The sequence below is a fragment of the Pseudomonas oplopanacis genome (genome assembly GCF_057128725.1).
The window spans coordinates 127,598-149,518 of record NZ_JBSKHV010000004.1; the positions used below are offsets into that span (position 1 = coordinate 127,598).

Consider the following 21,921-nt stretch of genomic DNA (forward strand, 5'->3'; position numbering starts at 1 on the left):
GCCGATTTCTAAAAAAATCACGAAATCGAACGTCAGAAACAGAGCGCCATGAGCGCTGGCAAAGTGCGAAAGACTGGCACAGTGATGGCACCTTGGCCACCCCGGCCTGTCTCGCGGCATCAAGAGACAGCTTTAACTCGTTGTAGTTCTTGGCTTTTCTTATAAATCTACAGCTCTGATATGCTTTCCGGCCTTTGGTCCGAGGTAGCACCATGCAACTCATCGATATCGGCGTCAACCTGACCAACCCCAGTTTTGCCGACAAACACCAGGCCGTACTCGACCGCGCGTACGCCGCAGGGGTTTGCCAATTGGTCCTGACCGGCACCAGTGTCGAGGGCAGCGAACAGGCTTTGGAACTGTGCCAACAGCTGGACGAAAGCGCTCAACGCCTGTTCGCCACGGCGGGCATTCACCCGCATGCGGCCAGCGACTGGAACGCTGACAGCGCGCAGCGTTTGCGCACTTTGCTCAAGGAGCCAAACGTAGTGGCCGTGGGCGAGTGCGGGCTGGATTTCAATCGTGACTTCTCGCCACGCCCGCAGCAGGAAAAAGTTCTCGAAGAGCACCTGGCGATGGCGGTCGAGTTGCAATTGCCGGTGTTCCTGCATGAGCGCGATGCCAGTCAGCGATTGTTGGAAATCCTGCGTGATTACCGTGATCAATTGCCGGCCGCCGTGGTGCATTGCTTCACCGGCGAAAAGAAAGCCCTGTTCAGCTACCTCGATCTGGATTTGCACATCGGTATCACCGGCTGGATCTGCGATGAGCGCCGGGGCACTCACCTGCATCCGCTGGTGAAGGAAATCAAACGCGGGCGTTTGATGCTGGAAAGCGATGCGCCGTATCTGTTGCCACGCAGCTTGCGGCCGAAGCCGAAAAACGGTCGCAACGAGCCGGCGTATTTGACTGAAGTGTTGCGGGAAGTGGCGTTGCATCGTGGGGAAACGGTGGAGGATCTGGCGGATCACACCACTGCCTGCGCACGAGCATTTTTCGGCTTGCCCACAATCCCCCAGTAACCACAATCCCCCTGTGGGAGCGAGCCTGCTCGCGAAAGCATTGTGTCAGTCGACATCAATGTTGAATGTCATACCGCTTTCGCGAGCAGGCTCGCTCCCACATTGACTCATATCAATTTCAGAATCTTCGATAGCGGCACAATGCTGGCACCTTGCCAATGCTGTTTCCGCTATCAGAGAAGACCTTCCATGGGTGCCTGGCTTAGCAACATCTCGCTGAAATACAAATTCTGGGCGGTCAACGCGGTCGCCTTCTTCACCACCCTGTTGCTGGTGCTGTACGCCGTGCAGCTCGAACAACAGGCCCGCCGTCACGCCGCACAAGTATCCGCTCAGGCGCAGGCGCGATTGCTCAGTGCCTGGCCCTCCGGGCAACCGCTGCCCGAGGCCGACAACTTGCTGATCTTCGGGCGACGGCAGGCACCATCGTGGAACGGTCAGCTACTCCTGGAACTGACTGACAGCCACGGCTGGGTCGAGATCAACCCACTGCCGCTGTTCGGCGACAACCCATTGATGGGTGCCGAAGTGATCAACCGTACCGACGGCCAGCAAGTCGCGGTGATCGCTTTTGGCCCGAGCCTGAGCCAAGTCTTCGGCGAACGCTTCGCCCAGTACGCGGTGGCTGTATTTATCCTGATGCTGGCGATGTTGGGCGCTTCGCAACTGTTGATCCGCTTCCTGCTAAGCCAGCTCAACACCTTGAAAGACGTGATGCTCCACGTCGAAAAAACCGGCGACCTGTCGGCCCGTGTGCCGCTGGCCTGCAAGGACGAAGTCGGGCAGATGGCCAACGCCTTCAACGCGATGCAGGCCGGTTACCAGCGGGTGGTCAACACCGTCGCCAGCACGGCCCGACAACTGGATGTCGGTGCCGCGCGCCTCGCTTCGAGCATGAACGAAGTGCGCCACGGCATGCTCGGCCAGCAAAGCGAAACCGATCAGGCCGCCACGGCGATCAATGAAATGACCGCCACCGTCTATCACATCGCCCAGCACGCCGGCGCCACCCGCGACCTCTCGCAAACGGCGGACTCATTGGCGGGCAGTGGGCAGCAGGTGGTAAGCCGCGTTCAGAAGTCGATTGCCGGGTTGTCCAGCGGTGTGCAGCAAACGGCGGAGATGATTCAGCGCCTGGCCGAGGACAGTCAGAAAATCAACGGCGTGGTCGGCGTGATACACAGCATTGCCGAGCAGACCAATTTGCTGGCCCTGAATGCGGCCATCGAAGCGGCACGCGCCGGTGAAATGGGTCGGGGCTTTGCAGTGGTGGCCGATGAGGTGCGTAATCTGGCCAAGAGTGTGCAGACCTCCACCGACGAGATCACCCTGATGGTGTCTGCCTTGCAAGCCGGAACCCGGGACGCGGTGGACTTCATGCAGGAAAGCTCCTTCAAGGCCGATGACTGCGTTAAGCAGGCTCAAGAAGCGGGCGCCGCGCTGGCTGAAATCACCAGCGCCGTGGCGCAGATGCGTGAAAGCAATACGCAAATTGCGGTGGCGGCCGAGCAGCAAAGCCAGGTGGCGGAGGAAATGAATCGGGCGGTGGTGAGTATTCGCGATGTGACCGAGAACACTGTGCAGCAGACCATCAATTCAGCGACTACCAGTCATGAACTGGCGGCGTTGGCTGGGGAGTTGAGCAAGGCGATCGGGCAGCTCAAACTCTGAGGGCCCCTTCGCGAGCAGGCTCGCTCCCACAGTTGACCTAGTTCCTACAGGGGATGCGATTAAATGTGGGAGCGAGCCTGCTCGCGAAGGCGTCAGCCCGGCCAACATCAATCCCGACCTATCACCCCCATAGCCAACCTCGATTCGCCGACCGCCCTCCCCCCGCCTATTCTTCAATCATATGGTCAACACGGATTGAGGAGTTTCAACATGGGCAAACGTCACCCCAACCTACCCGCCTGGCAATGGCGCGCGTACCCGAACAATCACCAGCACCCGACCAATCTGGTACTGCACCTGATTGCCGTGCCGCTGTTCATCGTCGCGTTTCTGCTGATTGTTTCCGGGGTATTCAGCTTGAGCCTGTTGAACATCGCCATCGGCGTGATCGGCCTGTTCGCGGCGCTGGGTCTGCAACGTCACGGTCACAGCCTGGAGGCGCAAACCGCCGAGCCATTCAGTGATCGCAAAGACGCGGTATCACGCTTGATGGTCGAGCAGTTCCTGACCTTTCCGCGGTTTTTCCTCAGTGGCGGCTGGTGGCGCGCCTGGCGTGAGCGCCATCGTCGGCACTGATCAGGCGAAAATCGTCACCGTCTGCCGGCTCATGGCGATCAACCGGCCGTCCGCGCTCCACAACTTCGCAGCCGCATGACCATAGCCGTCTGAGGCATGCTCGGTTTCGACCAGGTATTTGCACCAGTCCAGTGTGCTCAGTTCCAGCAACGGCTGAACGAATTCGATGGTCCAGGTCAGCGTACTGCCCATCGCGGTTTTTTTCAGGTGCGGCAACAAGGACGGCGGCCAAGCATCCACCAGCGCGAGGATATGCGACTCGGTGACAGCCTCCTCCTTCACATCCCCACGTAACCGCACCCAACCGCCCATTTGACGGGAAGTGTTGCCGGTGAACGGCATGCCTCCGACGGCCCAGCGCATGGCCAGATGGCGCATGAACTCCGGAATCACGCCGGGGATGAAGGGCAATTCCTGACACTCGTCCCAGTGCTTCATTTGCGGGGCAGGTTCAGCCGTGATCGCCACTTCGGAAGGCCGCGAGGCACCGAAGCTGCCCTGAATCAACGTGACCACTTGCCCCTTCTGCATCGCCCGGCCCAGCACCTGGCTGACGGCCTTGCCTTCGCGCAAGACATCAACTTCAAAGCTGACTGGCACTTCAGGCTCGACGGGGCCGACAAAGGTGATCGCCAGCGAACGCACCAACCGATCCGCCGGGACTTTTGCGCGCATGGCTTCGTATTGCAACGCCGCCACTAAACCACCAAAACTGGCCCGCCCCTGCGCCCATCCGGCCGGAATAGACAGCTCCAGCGGTTGCTGGCGGACGGCGTCGAGCAGATCGCAAAAACGCATGAAGACCTCGGAAACGGGAAAAGGAGAGGAGGATCTTAACCAGCCAGCGATGTGGATACAGCACCTGTTCCGGCCAAAAGTACTGACAGAAGAGCCGCGTATGGCCGAGGAATACGAATCTGCATCCAACACCAACCCCATGTGGGAGCGAGCAGGCTCGCTCCCACAATTTGACCTTGGTGTTTTCAGGATTTGAAGCAGCGGGCGCTGAGTTTGTCGAGCACACGGTCGGCGCGGGCTTCAGCGTCAGCCATGGTGGTTTTCCAGACCGCGACACAAGGCTGCAAGTCAGCTTCTTCTTGCGCCCTGGCCAGCCATTGCCAACTGTCGTGCCAATCCCCCAACGCGCCCTGCGCCGCTCTCAATCGGGGCAAGGCCGCCTTCGGCAATCGGTCCAGCTCGGGATAGGCCTCGATGCCGTAGCGCACACGCTTGATCAACAGGCGCAAGCGATGACGGTCGTGGGCCGGGTCGTGCAAGGCAACGTCGAGTTTTTTCCATTGTTTGCCCAAGCGTTTTTCAATGCGCTTGCGCAAGCCCTTGAGCAAACCCTGACGCTGGGACGCGCGCAAAAAACGCGGAAAGGCGTCGAAGATCATCAGCAACTGCGCCAACTCGGGACTGACCGCCACCGCCGGATACGCCTCGGCCATCAGCGCCATGCGCCGGTGTGCGGCTTCGACTTGACCGTGCTCGAGCAAATACGCCGCCAGCACTTCGCGATCGCGCAACGGCGTAGTCAGCTCGCCGACCCGAGAGGCCGCCACTTCTACCTGCTCGACGCCGGGCAGGCCACGCAAGGGGCGCAAGAGGCTGCGCAAACGGCGAACCGTGGTGCGCAGGTCGTGCAACGCTTCAGGGTCAGTGCGGGCAGTCAAACGCGCCTGACAGGCCAACAAGCGGACTTCAAGGCCCAGGACATGAGCCACCAACCGATCAACCAAATCAGACATCGTTTACTCCCTGAATCGAGTGTCCTCTATATCACTGCTTCAACGACCGGCACGCGACTCACGAATATAGAAGCGCGCTTTCTCGGCTTTGCTGGTGCAGCCTTCGTAAGCTTCGAATTGTTGCTGGGTCTTGGCGCCGGTCAGCAGCGACAGGGCCTTGGAGTAGCTGACAGTCCCGGCGAAACCTTCGGCCTTGGCCAAGTCTAGCTCATGCCACGCGGCGTCAATCTGGCTGCCGCAGCTTTCACGGTAAGCCGTTTTGCCGGCACAACCGGCGAGCGCCAGCGCAATCAAAGGTACGCAAATCCAGGCTTTCATCAATACCACCTCAAGATAGGTCAACAGTCGTGCAGGTAAGACGGCCCGGCGCGTGAAAAGTGCCTTGGCCGCTCGAAGCAAACTCACTATAGCGCGGGCAAGAATAGCCAAGTGCCGCCATGGAGTGTCGAAAAAACGACGCCCTCGGCCCATCGAGCGACCTTGGCGATTGAGCCCGCCCCTTGATGGGTGCATTGTTGAACCTTGTCAGACGAGGGCGATTCATGAAAAAGCGTATCGCACTGGTACTGGGCTCAGGTGGAGCCCGTGGCTATGCCCATATCGGTGTCATTGAAGAGCTCGAACGGCGTGGTTACGACATCGCCTGCATCGCCGGTTGTTCCATGGGCGCGGTGGTTGGCGGGATTTATGCCGCAGGCAAACTGGACGAGTATCGCAACTGGATCGAAAGCCTGGATTACCTCGATGTGTTGCGCCTGGTGGACGTCAGCTTTCGGCTAGGGGCGATTCGCGGTGAGAAGGTCTTCGGGCAGATCCGCAAGATCGTCGGCGAGATCAATATCGAAGACCTGCGCATTCCCTACACGGCCGTGGCCACGGACCTGACCAACCAGCAGGAAATCTGGTTCCAGGAGGGTTGTCTGCACCAGGCCATGCGCGCCTCGGCGGCGATCCCCAGCCTCTTCACCCCGGTGATGCAAGGCAACCGGATGCTGGTGGATGGCGGCATCCTCAACCCTTTACCGATCGTGCCGGTGGTGTCGAGTCATTGCGACCTGATCATCGCGGTCAACCTCAACTCCACCAACCAACGTCACTACCAATTACCCGTTATCCAGCGTCCCCCTGCATTCAAGAGCCGTTTCGACAGCCTGATCAATTCACTGGGTTCGAAGTTGCCGTTCCGGCGTAAACAGGCCGAACAATTACTGCTGCTGGAAAAGGAAGCGTTGATGGCTGAAGCGGCTGATATCAACCCCTGGATCGAATCCGCCGAACCCGAAGCGCAACAACCTGCCGCCGCCCCGGAACGCGAAGGCGCGCCGAAGTCGGCCACCGGTTCGTTCATCATCGATAACGTCGGGCCGGCGTCTTTGCTGGACCTGATCAACCAGAGTTTCGAGGTGATGCAAACGTCACTGGCGCAGTACAAGATCGCCGGGTATCCGCCGGACATCCTGATCAACGTGCCGAAAAGGGTTTGCCGGTTTTTCGAGTTTTACAAGGCGCCGGAGTTGATCGCGCTGGGGCGGGAGATTGCGCGGGATACGCTGGACCGGTATGAGAATGAGCGTGAGCCCTGAAGCTCTCGGGTGAATCCAAGGGCCCCTTCGCGAGCAGGCTCGCTCCCACAATGGAAAGCGTACACATATCCACTGTGGGAGCGAGCCTGCTCGCGAAGACGCCAGATCAGACATCGCAGAACTAAAGGCCACCCTCACTCAACAACCGATACCCAACCCCCGCCTCAGTCACGATAAACCGCGGCTGAGTCGGATCATCCGCCAGCTTCTGGCGCAAATGTCCCACCACAATCCGCAGGTAATGACTGTCCTCGGTATGGGTCGGCCCCCAGATATCCTTGAGCAGTTGCTGCTGGGTAATCACCCGCCCCGGATGCCGCGCCAGTTGCGCCAGAACCGCGTATTCCTTGCGCGTCAGCGCCACTTCGACGCCCTCGAGCAGCACCCGCCGATAAGCCAGGTCCACGGTCAACGGCCCGAATGTCAACGCCGCTTGCTGGGCTTCACCGACGGGTGCCTGGCGCAACAAAGCGCGCACTCGAGCCAGAAACTCCTGAATGCCAAAAGGTTTGGTCACGTAGTCATTGGCGCCGCCATCGAGTGCTTCGACTTTCTGCCCTTCGCTCGCACGCACCGACAGCACCAGCACCGGCACCGTCGACCATTCACGAAACTCGCGCAGCACTTGCTGGCCGTCCATGTCGGGCAGACCGAGGTCGAGCACCAGCAAGTCCGGTTTGTTCAGCGCCGCTTGCGCCAGGCCTTCGGTGCCGGTGCCGGCCTCCAGCACTTTGTAGCCTTGGGAGACCAGACTGATGCGCAGGAATTTGCGGATTTGCGGTTCGTCGTCAATGACCAAAATGGTCGCGGTCTGGCTCATGGTTTCTGATCGCGGCATGGGGATGTCCAAAGGGTATCAGGCTTCACTTCAGCGCTCACTTTCGAAGGCAGGTTGTTCCTGCAAGGGCAAGTGCAGCGTGATGCATGTGCCGCGTCCATCAATGCCATCGGCGACGCTGATCCGACCGCCATGCGCTCCGACCATGCCCTGACAGATCGCCAGCCCCAGCCCGGTGCCCTGCCCGCCCCGATCACCGCGCGCGGCGGTGTAGAACATGTCGAAAATCTTCGCCCGTTCCTCCTCCGGAATGCCCGGCCCCTCATCACTCACCGAGAAAAACAGCTCCTGGTCATCTGCCCCGGCGCGCAATTGCAAACGCCCGTGCGCCGGTGAAAATCGCGCGGCGTTTTCCAGCACGTTGACCAGCGCCTGTTCGATCAGCGCCGCGTGGACGAACAACAGCGGCAACTCCGGCGGCACGTCCGTGCTGACCTGCAACGGCGCCAGCACGGCGCGCAGTCGGTTGAGGGAACTGCCGACGATATCGGCCGGCGACACCCAATCACGCGCCAGCTTCAGCGCGCCGTGACCGAGGCGGGTCATGTCCAGCAGGTTCTGAATGTAGCGATCCAGGCGCTCGGCTTCGTCACGCGTGCCCTCGAGCAATTCGCGGCGATCCTCCAGCGGAATGGCTTCACCAAGGGCCAACAGGCTGTCGATGCTGCCGCGCATGGACGTCAGCGGCGTGCGCAGGTCGTGGGACACAGAGGCCAACAGCGCGCTGCGCAGTTGCTCGGTTTCGCCGTGCAGTCGCGCGGCTTCGAGATCTTCGGCCAGTTGCGCGCGCGCCAGCGCCTGGGCCAGCGGTTGGCTCAACGCGGTCAACAAGCGCCGGCGCTGACCGCTTAATGTCTGGCCTTCTTTGGCGCACACGCCCATCAATGCCAACGGCCCGTCTTCCACCGATAACGGCCACCACCACCAACGCCCCATGGGCAACGTGCCAGTGCCTGCACCCGCCGGTTGATCGTGTTGCCAGGCCCAATCGGCCGCCGCGCGTTCGGCTTCGGAAAACTCCAGCGGCCCGCCGGTTTCGACTTTCCAGCCACCCTGCCCGTCTTGATTGAGCAGGCACAACTGCAAGTCACTCCAGCCGTTGAGGTGCTGGGCGGCGGCGCTGACCACGGCTTGGCGATCGGTGGCGGCCGTCAATTTGCGCGACAGGTCGAGCAACTCAGTGGTCTCTTCCTGGGTGTCACGCAGTGCCTGCAATTGCCTGCGTTGCCGCGCCGCAAGGTTGCCGGTAAGGGCCGCCATCAACAGGAAGAACAGCAAGGTCAGCACGTCTTCTTCGCGCTGGATGCTGAAAGAGAAATTCGGCGGGATGAACAGGAAGTCGTAGGTCAGAAACGACAGCGCCGCACAGGCCAGCGCCGGACCGAGGCTGCTGCGCACCGCCACCAGCAGCACCGCGGCGAGGAACACCAGCGATATGTTGGGCAACGGCAAAATACTCGCCACGCCCCAAGCCAACGCACTGGCCAAAATGGTCGCCACCAGCGCCAGCGCGTAGTCGAACCACACCAGCGATTGTGCCGAACGCTGGCGCGGCTGATACGGTGTGTGATCACTGTCGAGGACGTTGATTTCCAGCCCGCGTGCATCGCGCAACAGGCGTGACGCCAAGCCACCACCGAACAAACGTCGGCGTAAACGCTGCCGGGACTGGCCGACCAGCACCAGACTGGCGCGGCGTTCGGCGGCGTGCTGAATCAGGGTTTTCGCGACTTCGCCGGCGCGCAGCAACACCACTTCGCCACCGAGGCGTTCGGCCAATTGCTGGGCACTTTGCAGACGCAGGCGCGATTGCTCGTCACGTACGCTGCCATTGTCGACGTGCACCAGGCTCCACGGCAAATGCCGACGCTGGGCGACGCGACTGGCGTGACGCACCAGGCGCTCGGCCTGGGCATCGCCATCGACCCCCACCAACAGACGCCCGCGTACCGCCGGCGCTGCTTGACCGAGTTGGCGATAACCCTGGGCCAGGTCATTGTCGACCTGTGCGGCAGCGGTTTGCATCGCCATTTCGCGCAGGGCGGTCAGGTTGGTCTGGGTGAAAAACGCGTCGATGGCCGCTCGCGCCTGCTCCGGCACATAGACTTTGCCGTCGCGCAAACGCTCAAGCAATTCCCGTGGTGGCAGGTCGATCAGCAGCAGTTCGTAGGCTTCTTGCAGCACCCAGTCCGGCAGGGTTTCACGCACCTGCACACCGGTGATGCCGCGTACTTGGTCGTTGAGACTTTCGAGGTGCTGGACGTTGACCGTGGTGAACACGTCGATGCCTGCGGCGAGCAATTCCTGGATGTCTTGCCAGCGTTTGGTATGGCGGCTGCCGGGGGCATTGCTGTGGGCCAATTCATCGACCAGCACCAGTTTCGGCTTCGCTGCGAGCAGACCGTCGAGGTCCATTTCTTCGAGCATCACGCCACGGTATTCCGAGCGCACCAAGGGCTGCTGCGGCAAGCCACCTAGCAGCGCTTCGGTTTCTGCACGGCCATGGGTTTCGACCACGCCGGCGATGACTTTGACGCCCTGGCGCAGTTGGGTATGAGCGGCTTGCAGCATGGCGTAGGTTTTACCGACACCGGGCGCGGCGCCGAGGAAAACCTTGAGCCGGCCACGGCCATCGCGGGGCAAGTCTGCTAACAACGCGTCGGCGCGGCCGGAGTCACTCATGCTTGGAGCTCTCTTTTTCAGATATTGATGTGGTGATTATTCGGCCGTCTTCGCGAGCAGGCTCGCTCCCACGGTTGGAATGCATTTCCCTGTGGGAGCGAGCCTGCTCGCGAATGGCAGCGCCACCGACTTACAAGTTTTCCAGCGCGATGTTAAGCGCCAACACATTCACCACCGGCGGCCCAACGAGTGGCTGTTCGATATGCGCGTCCAGCAGTTGTTGGAGCGTAGACACCGGCAGATTTCGCGCAGCGGCAACACGCGCCAGTTGATAGGCAATCGCGGCCGGTGGCAAGTGCGGATCGAGGCCGCTGCCGGAGGTGGTCAGCATGGCCAATGGCACAGGCCCCTGCCCCGGTACCAGCAGTTTGTTGGCATCGTCGATCACTCGTGTTGCCAGCGCCGGATTGCTCGGCGACAGGTTACTCGCGCTGCTCGACACGGTGGCAAACGCACCGGCCGATGGGCGTGGATGGAACCAGGCGTCACCGACAAAATCCTGGGCAATCAGCGACGAGCCACGGACCTTGCCGTCGGCGTCATACACCAGGCTGCCATTGGCTTGATCCGGGAACGCGACCTGGGCGACACCGGTGACCACCAAGGGGTAGGCGACGCCGGTGATCAGGGTCATCAGGACCAACAGGCTCAAGGCCGGACGTATCATTGTGGACATTTCAAAATCCTCGAATTCGCAGAACAAATACAGCGTTCAGTCAGATGGACCGTGTCGTGTTCTTCGCGAGCAGGCTCGCTCCCACAGGGGAATGCATTTCAACGTGGGAGCGAGCCTGCTCGCGAAGGCGGTGTGACTGGCACACCGCTCAAGCTCAAACCAGATGCAACGCCGTCAACAGCATGTCGATTGCCTTGATGCCCACGAACGGCACCAGAATCCCGCCCAGCCCATAGATCAACAGATTGCGTCGCAGCAACGCCGCCGCACTCGCCGCTTGCACTCGCACGCCACGCAAAGCCAATGGAATCAGCACGACGATGATCAAGGCGTTGAACACAATCGCCGACAGAATCGCGCTCTGCGGACTGGTCAGGTGCATGACATTCAGCACGCCCAGTTGCGGGTAGATCGAGGCGAACAGCGCCGGCAAAATCGCGAAGTATTTGGCCACGTCGTTGGCGATGGAAAACGTCGTCAACGCACCACGGGTCACCAGCAATTCCTTGCCGATCTGCACCACGTCCAGCAGCTTGGTCGGGTCGCTGTCGAGGTCGACCATGTTGGCCGCTTCGCGCGCCGCTTGGGTGCCGTCGTTCATTGCCATACCGACGTCCGCCTGGGCCAATGCCGGGGCGTCGTTGGCGCCGTCGCCGCACATGGCGACCAGGCGACCGTCGTTTTGCTCGTGGCGGATGCGCGCCAGTTTTTTCTCCGGCGTAGCTTCGGCCAACACATCGTCGACACCCGCTTCGGCGGCAATCGCGGCGGCGGTCAGCGGGTTGTCGCCGGTCACCATGACCGTGCGAATCCCCAGTTTGCGCAGCTCGGCGAAACGCTCGCGGATGCCGGGTTTGACCACGTCCTTGAGGTGAATCACGCCGAGCAACTTGCCGTCGGCGCAGACCAGCAACGGGGTGCCGCCGCTCTGGGCAATCTTGTCGACTTCCCGGGACAGCGATGCGGCCAGATCGGCGCGCTTGAGGCCGACGAAGGCCAGCAACGAATCCACCGCGCCTTTGCGATACACGCGGCCCTGATAGTCGACACCGGACAGACGGGTTTCAGCGCTGAACGGAACCGCTGTCAGCAACTCGGCGGCAGGTTCTGGTTGTGGCTGAGTGCCGCGCAGGTACTCGACGATGGACTTGCCTTCCGCCGTGTCATCGGCCAGCGAGGCGAACAACGCGCCCTCGGCCAGTTCCTTGGCGGTGACGCCCGGGGCCGGATGCACCGCCGTGCAACGACGGTTGCCGAAAGTGATGGTGCCGGTCTTGTCCAGCAACAGGACATGCACGTCCCCCGCCGCTTCCACGGCACGACCGGACTTGGCGATCACGTTCAGGCGCACCAGACGGTCCATCCCGGCGATACCAATGGCGGACAGCAAACCGCCAATGGTGGTCGGAATCAGCGTGACCAATAACGCCACCAGGAACACCAGCGGCAAGCTGCCATTGGCAAAGTGGGCGAACGGTTGCAGGGTCACGACCACCAGCAGGAAGATCAGCGTCAGGCCGATCAGCAGGATGTCGAGCGCCACTTCGTTCGGGGTTTTCTGGCGTTTGGCGCCTTCGACCAGGGCGATCATGCGATCCAGTGTCGACTCGCCGGGGTTGACGGTGATCTTCACCAGCAGCCAGTCGGACACCAGTCGAGTGTTGCCGGTGACGGCCGAACGGTCGCCCCCGGACTCACGAATCACCGGCGCGGATTCACCGGTAATCGCCGCTTCGTTGACCGCCGCGATGCCTTCAATCACTTCGCCATCACCGGGGATCATTTCCCCGGCTTCGACGCGTACCACATCGCCTTTTCGCAGGCTCGTCGCCGGCACTACCTGAAAGGTGCCGTTGCTGGTTTTGCGACGGGCGCTCAAGCCCTCGCTGCCGGCCTTGAGGCTGTCGGCGCGGGCCTTACCGCGACCTTCGGCCAGGGCTTCAGCGAAGTTGGCGAACAGCACTGTGAACCACAGCCACAAAGCGATTTGCGCGGCGACAAACGTCGGCACGGCGCTGTCGGGAATGAAGCACAGCACGGTGGTCAGCACAGCGGTCAGTTCGACCACCAGCATCACCGGCGCACGCTGCAATTGCCGTGGATCGAGCTTGACGAAGGCTTGCACCAGCGCCGGGCGCCAGAGGGCCGAGATCGCGGTTTTCGGTTGTTCCGGCGCCTTCACGGTGACCGGTTTTGTTGCGGGCATATTCATCATTGACTCCTTAGAAGCCCATGCTCAAGTGTTCAGCGATTGGACCCAGCGCCAGGGTTGGCAGGAAGGTCAAACCACCCACGAGCAAAATGGTCACGGTCAGCAAAGTCACAAACAGCGGGCCATGGGTCGGGAAGCTGTTCTGGCCGATCGGTGCGGTTTTCTTCATCGCCAGGCTGCCAGCCAATGCCAGTACCGGGAGGATGTAACCGAAGCGACCGATCAACATGCCAAGACCGAGCATCAGGTTGTGGAACGCGGTGTTGGCACCGAAGCCGCCGAACGCCGAACCGTTGTTGGCACTGGCCGAGGTGTAGGCATAGAGCAACTGACTGAAACCGTGGGCGCCAGGGTTACTCACCGCCGCGACCGGACCCGGCAGGCTGGCGGCAATCGCGCCGAGCACCAGCACGCCGACCGGCATCACCAGCAAGGTCACCACCAGCAGTTGCACTTCCCGGGCTTGCAGTTTCTTGCCGAGGTATTCCGGGGTGCGGCCGATCATCAGGCCGGCGAGGAACACCGCGATCAACACGTTGAGCAACATGCCGTAGAGGCCAGCGCCGACACCGCCGAAGATCACTTCGCCGACCATCATGTTGACCAGCGCGACCATGCCGGTCAGCGGGTTGAGGCTGTCATGCATGGCGTTGACCGAGCCGTTGGACGCCGCGGTAGTGGTCACCGACCACAGCACGGTGGCGGTGGTGCCGAAACGCGCTTCCTTGCCTTCCAGCGGCGCGGTCTGTTCGACGGCGACGTTGTTCAGGGTCGGGTTCGGTTGGTATTCAGCCCACAGCGACGTCGCGCCGCCGATCAGAAACAGCGCCAGCATGCAGGCGATGATCGCGCGGCTCTGACGCAGGTCTTTGACGTAATGGCCGAAGGTGAACACCAGGGCAACGGGGATCAGGATGATCGAGGCCATCTCGAACAGGTTGCTCCACGCCGTCGGGTTCTCGAACGGGTGCGCCGAGTTGACGCCGAAGAAGCCACCACCGTTGGTGCCCAGTTGCTTGATCGCAATCTGGCTGGCGGCCGGGCCGAGCGGGATCACTTGATCGACGCCTTGCATCGTCACGGCATTCACGTACTGGGCGAACGTTTGTGGCACGCCCTGCCAGACCAGGTACAGCGCCAGCAGCAGGCACAGCGGCAGCAGACCGTAGAGGGTGGCGCGGGTCATGTCGACCCAGAAGTTGCCGAGGGTCTTCGTCGACTTGCGACCGATACCGCGACACAGCGCAACCAATACCGCGAGACCGGTGGCGGCGCTGACGAAGTTTTGCACGGTCAGACCGACCATCTGGCTCAGGTAGCTCAACGACGCCTCGCCGCTGTAGGCCTGCCAGTTGGTGTTGGTCATGAAGCTGACGGCGGTGTTGAAGGCCAGCGTCCATTCCTGGCCCGGCAGGTTTTGCGGGTTCAGCGGCAGGTGATCCTGAAACAACAGGATCGCGAACAACAGCAAGAAGCCCGCGAGGTTAAAGGCGAGCAAGGCCAGAGTGTATTTCTGCCAGCTCTGTTCGGCCTGCGGATCAACGCCGGCCACGCGATAACAGCCACGTTCCACCGGCCCGAGAATCGGCGTCAGCCACGTGCGCTGACCTTCCATTACCTTGTAGTAGAAGCGCCCGAGAAACGGCGCCGGGACCAATACCACCGCGAAAAACGCGAGGATCAGCCAATAGTCATAACTGTGCATAGCCGCTCCTAGTTCCGGTCCGCGCGCAACAGCGCAACCAACAGATAAATGAACAGCCCCACTGCCAGTAGCAGTGACACTCCGTCCAGAACGCTCATGGAAGTTCTCCGTGTTACGGCGTATTGCCGCGTGTGGAGTCATTGTCGGCAGGGAGGCTGTAAAGGAACGAGACCGAGGGTGCGGGCAGGGCATAAAGAAAGCGTAAAGAGTGGGTTTATGCGGGCGTTACAGCTGTGTTTTGGCGGGCCCCTTCGCGAGCAGGCTCGCTCCCACAGGGGATCGGTGTAGTCAGGGCAATCGCATGCCCTTGTGGAAGCGAGCCTGCTCGCGAAGGCGGCATTACAGGCCACAACGCTCTGAACTGGCGCACAAAAATGCGCACATCCAGCCGCGAACATCCCCGATACGACACCTTTTTACCCTTTACGACTGCTATCACAACACTGGCACGCCCACTGCAAACACCCTCCCCCGAGCATTCCAAACCGTTCAGGGAGCAACCGCATGAACACACAACTCAAACCCACGCTGGGCACGTTGCACCTGTGGGGCATTGCCGTCGGGCTGGTGATTTCCGGTGAGTATTTCGGCTGGAGCTACGGCTGGGGCGTCGCGGGTACATTGGGCTTTCTGGTGACCTCGTTCATGGTCGCGACGATGTACACCTGTTTCATCTTCAGCTTCACCGAGCTGACCACGGCGATTCCCCATGCCGGTGGCCCCTTTGCCTACAGTCGCCGCGCCTTTGGCGAAAAAGGCGGATTGATCGCAGGATTGGCGACGCTGATCGAGTTCGTCTTCGCGCCCCCCGCGATTGCCCTGGCGATCGGCGCTTACCTGAACGTGCAGTTTCCGGCGCTCGACCCGAAACACGCGGCAGTCGGTGCGTACATCGTGTTCATGGGCCTGAACATCCTCGGGGTGAAACTCGCGGCCACGTTTGAGCTGGTCGTCTGCGTACTGGCCGTGGCTGAACTGCTGGTGTTCATGGGCGTGGTTGCGCCGGCCTTCAGCTTTAGCAATTTCGCGTTGAATGGTTGGGCCGGTTCCGACGTGTTCGGTGCCCCGGCGATTGCCGGGATGTTCGCGGCGATTCCATTTGCGATCTGGTTCTTCCTCGCCATCGAAGGCGCCGCCATGGCCGCCGAAGAAGCCAAGGACCCGAAACGCACGATTCCCAAGGCTTACATCAGCGGCATCCTGACCCTGGTGTTGCTGGCCATGGGCGTGATGTTCTTTGCCGGTGGCGTCGGCGACTGGCGCACCCTGTCGAACATCAACGATCCGTTGCCGCAAGCGATGAAAACCGTGGTTGGCGAGAGCTCCGGCTGGTTGCACATGCTGGTGTGGATCGGCCTGTTCGGGCTGGTGGCGAGTTTCCACGGGATCATTCTCGGCTACTCGCGGCAGTTCTTCGCCTTGGCCCGGGCCGGTTACCTGCCAACCTCCCTGGCCAAGTTGTCGCGCTTCCAGACGCCACACCGGGCAATCATCGCTGGCGGCGTGATCGGCATCGCGGCGATTTACAGCGACGGCCTGATCAACCTCGGCGGCATGACGCTGACCGCGGCGATGATCACCATGGCGGTGTTCGGTGCGATCGTGATGTACATCATGAGCATGCTCAGCCTGTTCAAACTGCGCAAGACCGAACCGAACCTGGAGCGTACGTTCCGTGCGCCGTGCTATCCGCTGGTGCCGATGATTGCGCTGGTACTGGCGGTGGTCTGCTTGGTGGCGATGGCCTGGTTCAACATGTTGATCGGGCTGATCTTCCTCGGCTTCATGGCGGCAGGTTTCGTGTATTTCCTGCTGACCGCGCAGTTGCGCGCAGACGCACCGGCGGACGCGATGCTGACCGGGCTGTAAACGGTTCAGATGCGGTTGGCTTATCAGGCATAGAATGGAACCACTGCGAAATTCCATCGCTCAAAGTGGTATGCACGATCGATTGGCGACCTCCGCCAATCGGCCTGCCCTCAAGGAGAGCCCTATGCCCTGGTATGCCTGGTTGATTCTGGTCGTTGCAATCGGCTCGATCGTTGGTGGCTTGATGATGTTGCGCGACACCGCCACCAAGGTCGACCTGACCGAAGAGCAACGTAAACGCGTCGCTGAACGCAATGCGGAAATGGATGCCAAGGAAGCACAGGACCGCTGACTGAAACCCCTGTCATCCTCAGCGAAGGACAGGGGTTTTCTTTTATTTTTCCCAGTCGGCTTTGGCGATGTGCAAGCCGTGCAGGCCTTTGTACGCCGCGCGCTCCGGTTGATTCCAGCCTTCCAGCAACGACTCTTCCAGCCGATAAATCTCCACACCCAGCGGCCGACATACCGTCAGCGGATCCTGCGCATCCGGCCCCCACATGGCCAACGACAGATCACCGCCGGGACAGGTCGAGAGCGCACACAGCAAATCGATTTCGGCAAAGAACTCCAGGTAATCGCCCTTCTGCGCCGGACAGGCTTTCATGAAGTACAAGTCGTCGTGGTTGAGGCCGGTGCACTGAAAAATGTTCAGCACGTCATGCACGTCGAACTCGGTCAGGCCATGGGGCAACACCGCACGAGTCAGGTTGGAGTGGCAGTGATGATGAAAATCCTCGCCGGTGAGCATTTTGTTCACATAGGGATCGCAACGGGTGCCGAGTAAATCGTGCAAGCGACCGCCATGTTCGTCGATGCCATAACTCGCCAGGCTGTCGTCGGTAATGGTCACCAGCGGCCGTAGAAAGGGCAGGTTCGACCAGAGCCGGTCGTGGGTGCTGACGTGGGCGCCCTGCAATTGACGGGTACGTGCCGCCCACAAGCGTTCCCGTGGGTCATGGGCATTCCAGACGTTGAAATCCCCCACTTGCGGCCCGACCGGTGTGGTGACGCGAAACACATGCCCGGCCGGCACGTTCCAGGCGCGGCCGGTGCGGATCGGTACTTCGAACTGCTCGATCAGCGTACGGCCGTCCTTCGCATCACGAATCCGTTCGTAGAAGGCTGTATCCACCTGCAACGCCGAGCCTTTGCTGACTTGATAAGCCGCCGGATAGTCTTTGTACATGGCACGAATCCTCGATCAGTGATGGGAAGAAGGGGTACATATCTGTAACAGGAGGTGTTCCGAATCATCCAGGTAAAGGCTCATGGCATCCGCTGCTGCGCGAGTGTCACCCTCGGCCAGCAAGGCATGGATCTGCCGGTCACGCGCCAGCCATGGCGCCTGAAAACGTGATTCATCGGGAGCGGTGGAGAACACCAGGCGCAATTGCGCGACAACGTTGGTGAAGAACTCATCAAACAACGGACTGCGCAGCAACCCGACAATGTGCTGATGAAAGGCCAGGCTGTGAGTGCCGACGGCACGCCAGTCCTCGCGCTCCCTGGCCAGCTCGGTGGCTTCCAGGGCCTGCAGCATCCGTTCGGACTGATCGTCGCGCAGCGGCTGACTGGCGTTAATGGCCTGCAACTCAAGGGTGCGTCGAACCTTGAACAGGTCCCGCACGTCCACGACGCCTAGCCGGCGTACGCTCACACCTTTGTTGCGGACATACACGGTCAACCCTTCCTGACCCAAGCGGTGCAAGGCCTCGCGGATCGTGTTGCGGGAAGCGTTATAGGCAGACACCAGATCGTTTTCCACCAATGCCATGCCGGGCACCAATCGGCCGCCAATGATGTCGGCACGCAGTTCCAGTGTGATGTGGTCGGCCAGGGACTGTCCGTTACTCATGCGCTTCGCCTTATGATTGTTCAACAATCTCCGACTAATGAGTAATCACTATCCGTGCCAGATCACGTCGTGTTTAGGATGAAGTTGGACGCATCTGCATGCTTTTTAGAAGTAGAAGTACAGTCACCATCCCATTTTCATTGGTTAAGATGGCGCATTGTTGCGGAGATTTCAGATGCGTTACTCGCAGGACCATAAAGCCCAGACCCACCAGCGCATTATCAAGGAAGCGTCAGCGCGATTCCGCCGCGACGGAATTGATGCAACTGGCCTGCAACCACTGATGAAAGCGCTGGGGTTGACCCACGGTGGCTTTTACTCGCACTTCAAGTCCAAGGACGAACTGGTTGAAAAGGCGTTGCAAGCGGCTGGCGATCAGTGCGACGCCGTCTGTGCCGAGCTGTTTGCTCAGGATCGCCCGCTGGAGGCATTCATCGACGCCTATTTGTCTGAATGGCACCAGACTTCGCCGCATGAAGGATGCCCGTTACCGACCATGTCCTCGGAACTCGGCTTGCGCGGGCAGCCAAGCTCGACATCAGACGTGGTGCTGAACTCACGACTCCAACAAATAGAAAACACCCTTGAGGGCGAAGATGCCGCTGACCAGAGCGTCTTCATCATGTCCGCTCTGGTCGGCGCTTTGTTGCTATCACGCAGTGTCGAGAGCCCGGAACTGGCTCAGCGGATTCTCGACGTGACCCGCACGTTTCTTAAACCACCCCAGGGTTAACCCTGCCAGCGCTTGAACAGCACGCTGGCATTGACCCCGCCAAACCCAAAGCCGTTGGACAACGCGTACTCAATAGCCATTGGGCGCGCCTGACCGTGGACGATGTCCACCCCTTGCGCCGCCGGGTCCGGGTTATCGAAATTCAAGGTGGCCGGCACGATCTGATCGCGAATCGCCAACAGCGTGAAGATCGCCTCTATCCCGCCAGCGGCCCCGAGCAAATGCCCGGTCGCCGATTTGGTCGACGTCACTGCCACCTTGTTGTCCGAACCGAACAACGACTTGATCGCCGCCAACTCGCCGAGGTCGCCCACCGGCGTCGACGTGGCGTGCGCATTGAGATGTTGCACCTGCGCCGCTGAAACACCGGCCTGCGCCAATGCCAGCGACATCGCCCGGCGCGCACCATTGCCATCTTCAGGGCCCGCAGTGAGATGGTAGGCATCGGCGCTGGTGCCGTAGCCAACCAACTCGGCCAGCGGTTGAGCCCCGCGCGCCAAGGCATGCTCCAGGGATTCAATCACCAGCAGGCCCGCGCCCTCACCCATCACAAAGCCGTCACGATCACTGTCGAACGGCCGGGAAGCACGCTCCGGGGTTTCGTTGAAACCGCTGGACAAGGCACGCGCCGCCGCGAACCCGGCAAGACTGACCCGATCGATCGACGCCTCCGCGCCGCCGCACACGGCAATGTCCGCTTCGCCACAACGAATCAGCCGCGCCGCATCACCAATTGCTTGAACCCCCGCCGCACACGCCGTCACCGGAGCGCCCAACGGGCCTTTGAAACCGTGCTGGATCGACACATGACCCGCAGCGAGGTTGACCAGGAACGAAGGAATGGTAAACGGCGACAATCGCCGTGGGCCACGGCTGTCGGTGGTGCGCACCGCGTCGGCAATCGCGCCGAATCCGCCGACCCCTGAACCGATGATGGTTGCGGTACGTTCCTGGGCTTGCGCGTCCAGCGCCTGCCAACCCGCCTGCTCCAACGCCTGCCGCGCGGCTTCCATGGCAAACAGAATGAAACGGTCCATTTTCTTCTGCTCTTTGGGTGGCGTCGCCCGATTCGGGTCAAACCCCGCCTCGGCATCCTCCTCGGCAGTCGGCACCACACCGCCCACCTTTGCCGGCAAATCGGCGACCACCTCGTCCGGCAAATTCCGCAGCCCTGAACGCCCGGCCAGCAGACGCTCCCAGACAGCCTCTACACCGCTACCCAATGGAGACACCAGGCCCATGCCGGTGACAACTACTCGACGATCACTCATGCCGTAATTACCTCAATACGATTGAAGGTGTTTCATTTGTAACGCGCGGCGGCGGTACTTTTGGAAAGATTCGGCGCCATGACCAGGCGGGCCTTTACAAAGTCGTCCCAGTCCGAGGCGTTCGGCAACGATGGAATGGTGATCAGTTCGCCCTGGTCCAGGCCGGATAACGCCGCATCAACCATTTCCCCGGCTTCCATGACCATCTCCGCCGGAATCTGGCTGGCGTCGATGCCGGAGCGTTCCCAGATCTCGGTGCGCGTGACACCCGGCAACACGGCCTGGACCTTGACCCCGGTGCCATCCAGTTCGGCATTCAAGGATTGGGTCAGGCTTAACACATACGCTTTACTGGCGCTGTAGGTCGCATTGAAGCGCTCGGGAAACAAGGCCACCACCGACGCGATATTGATAATTGAACCCCGTCCCGCCTTGGCAAAACCCGCGGCTGCCGCCGATGCCAGGCGTGTGACTGTAGTGACGTTCAGTTGAATCAGCTTTTCCAGCTGGTCCATGTCGGCATTCGCCAGCAGACCATCCGACGCGACGCCAGCGTTGTTCAGCAGCAGGCTAATACTCGAATCGCTGCGAAGTCGTTGTTCGATCTTCAGCACATCATCCTTTTGTGTCAGGTCTGCCTTGAGCACTTCCACCTGAACGCCGTGCTCGGTGCGCAACTTGCTTGCTGCCGCTTCCAGTCGCTCTTGATCACGGGCGACCAATAACAAATCAAAACCACGCGCCGCCAACCGCTCGGCGTAAATCGCACCGATACCGGAAGAGGCTCCGGTGACAAGGGCCGTACCTTGGGACTGGGTGGAAGTCATGACTGTGCTCCAAGTAAATATTTGAGAAAGTGAGCGTCTGAACAGCGGCACGCTTCAGCGGCACGCGAATGAATTATAGGCATAATATTAGAGGCATATGACAGCCATAATTTTTTATCAGCCGATGAAAGGCGTCTCACACCTCTATTGCCAGAATGCAAAAAGGCCGGTCAATGACCGGCCCCTGGCGTTGAGTTACAAGCTTAGTTCACCTGAATTTTTTCGCGGTTCTTGTCCAGAATCGCTTTGCCTATCCCTTTTACTTCCAGCAGTTCGTCTACTGACGAAAATGACCCATTACTCTCACGATAAGCAACAATCGCCTTGGCTTTGGCCTCACCGATACCGGACAGCTCACGCTGCAATGTTGGTGCATCGGCTTGATTGAGATCGACTTTGCCAGACTGTGCCTTAGGGGAAACTTCCAGCACCACAGGTGCATTGCCCACTTCGGGTTTCGCCGCAGGCGCAGCAATTGTGGCAACAGAAACGCTGGTGAGCAGGGCAAAAACCAAGGAGTAGAAATAGCCAGTACGCATAGATGAAGCTCCATAACATCGTTTGAGAAAGCAGCTTTTCCGAAGCTGCTCTCCAAACTTAGGCGATGTGATGGAACTGTCAAAAGTGTGTCGGTTACAGGATGTGAAACA

General features: G+C 60.6%; 21 protein-coding genes. 7 read left to right on the top strand and 14 right to left on the bottom strand.

Annotated elements, in window-relative coordinates:
• Window positions 1-212 precede the first annotated feature (212 nt).
• The 3 genes from ACWKV5_RS10920 (at window position 213) to ACWKV5_RS10930 (ending at window position 3,269) form a co-directional block, all read left to right on the top strand.
• Window positions 213-1,022, top strand: coding sequence for a TatD family hydrolase (locus ACWKV5_RS10920; RefSeq protein WP_483841269.1), 810 nt, complete (start codon window positions 213-215; stop codon window positions 1,020-1,022).
• A 189-nt stretch (window positions 1,023-1,211) separates the two neighbouring features.
• Window positions 1,212-2,693, top strand: a complete 1,482-nt coding sequence (locus tag ACWKV5_RS10925; protein ID WP_483841270.1) for a methyl-accepting chemotaxis protein — start codon at window positions 1,212-1,214, stop codon at window positions 2,691-2,693.
• A 210-nt stretch (window positions 2,694-2,903) separates the two neighbouring features.
• Window positions 2,904-3,269: a terminase gene (locus ACWKV5_RS10930; RefSeq protein WP_483841271.1), complete on the top strand. Its 366-nt coding sequence runs from the start codon at window positions 2,904-2,906 to the stop codon at window positions 3,267-3,269.
• On the opposite strand, the gene ACWKV5_RS10935 is transcribed toward ACWKV5_RS10930, so the two are convergent.
• The 3 genes from ACWKV5_RS10935 to ACWKV5_RS10945 form a co-directional block, all read right to left on the bottom strand.
• Window positions 3,270-4,067, bottom strand: coding sequence for an acyl-CoA thioesterase (locus tag ACWKV5_RS10935; protein WP_483841272.1), 798 nt, complete (start codon window positions 4,065-4,067; stop codon window positions 3,270-3,272).
• A gap of 185 nt (window positions 4,068-4,252) precedes the next feature.
• Complete coding sequence (locus ACWKV5_RS10940; RefSeq protein WP_483841273.1) at window positions 4,253-5,020, bottom strand: CHAD domain-containing protein; 768 nt, start codon at window positions 5,018-5,020, stop codon at window positions 4,253-4,255.
• A 39-nt stretch (window positions 5,021-5,059) separates the two neighbouring features.
• Window positions 5,060-5,338 carry a hypothetical protein gene (locus tag ACWKV5_RS10945; RefSeq protein WP_027925691.1) on the bottom strand — a complete coding sequence of 93 codons (279 nt, stop codon included), beginning with the start codon at window positions 5,336-5,338 and terminating at the stop codon, window positions 5,060-5,062.
• 224 nt (window positions 5,339-5,562) lie between these two features.
• Here ACWKV5_RS10945 and ACWKV5_RS10950 point away from each other — a divergent pair, with 224 nt between their 5' ends.
• Window positions 5,563-6,603 (top strand): patatin-like phospholipase family protein, encoded by a 1,041-nt coding sequence (locus ACWKV5_RS10950; protein ID WP_483841274.1) that lies wholly within the window; start codon window positions 5,563-5,565, stop codon window positions 6,601-6,603.
• Between the two features lie 121 nt (window positions 6,604-6,724).
• Here the strand turns inward: ACWKV5_RS10950 and ACWKV5_RS10955 are convergent, their stop codons facing one another.
• The 6 genes from ACWKV5_RS10955 to kdpF form a co-directional block, all read right to left on the bottom strand.
• Window positions 6,725-7,423 (bottom strand): response regulator, encoded by a 699-nt coding sequence (locus tag ACWKV5_RS10955; RefSeq protein ID WP_483841455.1) that lies wholly within the window; start codon window positions 7,421-7,423, stop codon window positions 6,725-6,727.
• Between the two features lie 48 nt (window positions 7,424-7,471).
• Window positions 7,472-10,123 carry a DUF4118 domain-containing protein gene (locus ACWKV5_RS10960; RefSeq protein WP_483841275.1) on the bottom strand — a complete coding sequence of 884 codons (2,652 nt, stop codon included), beginning with the start codon at window positions 10,121-10,123 and terminating at the stop codon, window positions 7,472-7,474.
• 130 nt (window positions 10,124-10,253) lie between these two features.
• Window positions 10,254-10,799, bottom strand: coding sequence for a potassium-transporting ATPase subunit KdpC (gene kdpC / locus ACWKV5_RS10965; protein ID WP_483841276.1), 546 nt, complete (start codon window positions 10,797-10,799; stop codon window positions 10,254-10,256).
• 154 nt (window positions 10,800-10,953) lie between these two features.
• Window positions 10,954-13,011 (bottom strand): potassium-transporting ATPase subunit KdpB, encoded by a 2,058-nt coding sequence (gene kdpB / locus ACWKV5_RS10970; RefSeq protein ID WP_483841277.1) that lies wholly within the window; start codon window positions 13,009-13,011, stop codon window positions 10,954-10,956.
• A gap of 10 nt (window positions 13,012-13,021) precedes the next feature.
• Window positions 13,022-14,716 (bottom strand): potassium-transporting ATPase subunit KdpA, encoded by a 1,695-nt coding sequence (kdpA, locus tag ACWKV5_RS10975; RefSeq protein WP_483841278.1) that lies wholly within the window; start codon window positions 14,714-14,716, stop codon window positions 13,022-13,024.
• An 8-nt stretch (window positions 14,717-14,724) separates the two neighbouring features.
• Window positions 14,725-14,814, bottom strand: coding sequence for a K(+)-transporting ATPase subunit F (gene kdpF, locus ACWKV5_RS10980; protein ID WP_007899818.1), 90 nt, complete (start codon window positions 14,812-14,814; stop codon window positions 14,725-14,727).
• A gap of 406 nt (window positions 14,815-15,220) precedes the next feature.
• Between kdpF and eat the strand changes: the two genes are divergently transcribed.
• Both eat and ACWKV5_RS10990 read left to right on the top strand, forming a co-directional pair.
• The gene (gene eat, locus ACWKV5_RS10985; protein WP_483841279.1) at window positions 15,221-16,585 is read left to right on the top strand and encodes an ethanolamine permease; all 1,365 of its coding nucleotides are present in this window, start codon (window positions 15,221-15,223) and stop codon (window positions 16,583-16,585) included.
• A gap of 124 nt (window positions 16,586-16,709) precedes the next feature.
• Window positions 16,710-16,877, top strand: coding sequence for a DUF2897 family protein (locus ACWKV5_RS10990; RefSeq protein ID WP_081744012.1), 168 nt, complete (start codon window positions 16,710-16,712; stop codon window positions 16,875-16,877).
• A 42-nt stretch (window positions 16,878-16,919) separates the two neighbouring features.
• Here the strand turns inward: ACWKV5_RS10990 and ACWKV5_RS10995 are convergent, their stop codons facing one another.
• Entirely contained in the window at window positions 16,920-17,771 is an 852-nt protein-coding gene (locus ACWKV5_RS10995) for an urea carboxylase-associated family protein (protein ID WP_483841280.1), read from the bottom strand.
• A 15-nt stretch (window positions 17,772-17,786) separates the two neighbouring features.
• Window positions 17,787-18,440: a GntR family transcriptional regulator gene (locus tag ACWKV5_RS11000; protein WP_483841281.1), complete on the bottom strand. Its 654-nt coding sequence runs from the start codon at window positions 18,438-18,440 to the stop codon at window positions 17,787-17,789.
• Window positions 18,441-18,615: 175 nt separating this feature from the next.
• Between ACWKV5_RS11000 and ACWKV5_RS11005 the strand changes: the two genes are divergently transcribed.
• On the top strand, window positions 18,616-19,173 hold the full coding sequence (locus tag ACWKV5_RS11005) for a TetR/AcrR family transcriptional regulator (RefSeq protein WP_483841282.1): 558 nt from the start codon (window positions 18,616-18,618) through the stop codon (window positions 19,171-19,173).
• Here ACWKV5_RS11005 and fabF read toward each other — a convergent pair.
• The 3 genes from fabF to ACWKV5_RS11020 form a co-directional block, all read right to left on the bottom strand.
• Window positions 19,170-20,444: a beta-ketoacyl-ACP synthase II gene (fabF, locus tag ACWKV5_RS11010; protein ID WP_483841283.1), complete on the bottom strand. Its 1,275-nt coding sequence runs from the start codon at window positions 20,442-20,444 to the stop codon at window positions 19,170-19,172. The genes ACWKV5_RS11005 and fabF overlap by 4 nt on opposite strands.
• A gap of 32 nt (window positions 20,445-20,476) precedes the next feature.
• Window positions 20,477-21,271, bottom strand: a complete 795-nt coding sequence (locus ACWKV5_RS11015) for an SDR family NAD(P)-dependent oxidoreductase (RefSeq protein ID WP_483841284.1) — start codon at window positions 21,269-21,271, stop codon at window positions 20,477-20,479.
• A 203-nt stretch (window positions 21,272-21,474) separates the two neighbouring features.
• The gene (locus ACWKV5_RS11020; protein WP_483841285.1) at window positions 21,475-21,810 is read right to left on the bottom strand and encodes a ComEA family DNA-binding protein; all 336 of its coding nucleotides are present in this window, start codon (window positions 21,808-21,810) and stop codon (window positions 21,475-21,477) included.
• Window positions 21,811-21,921: the final 111 nt, after the last annotated feature.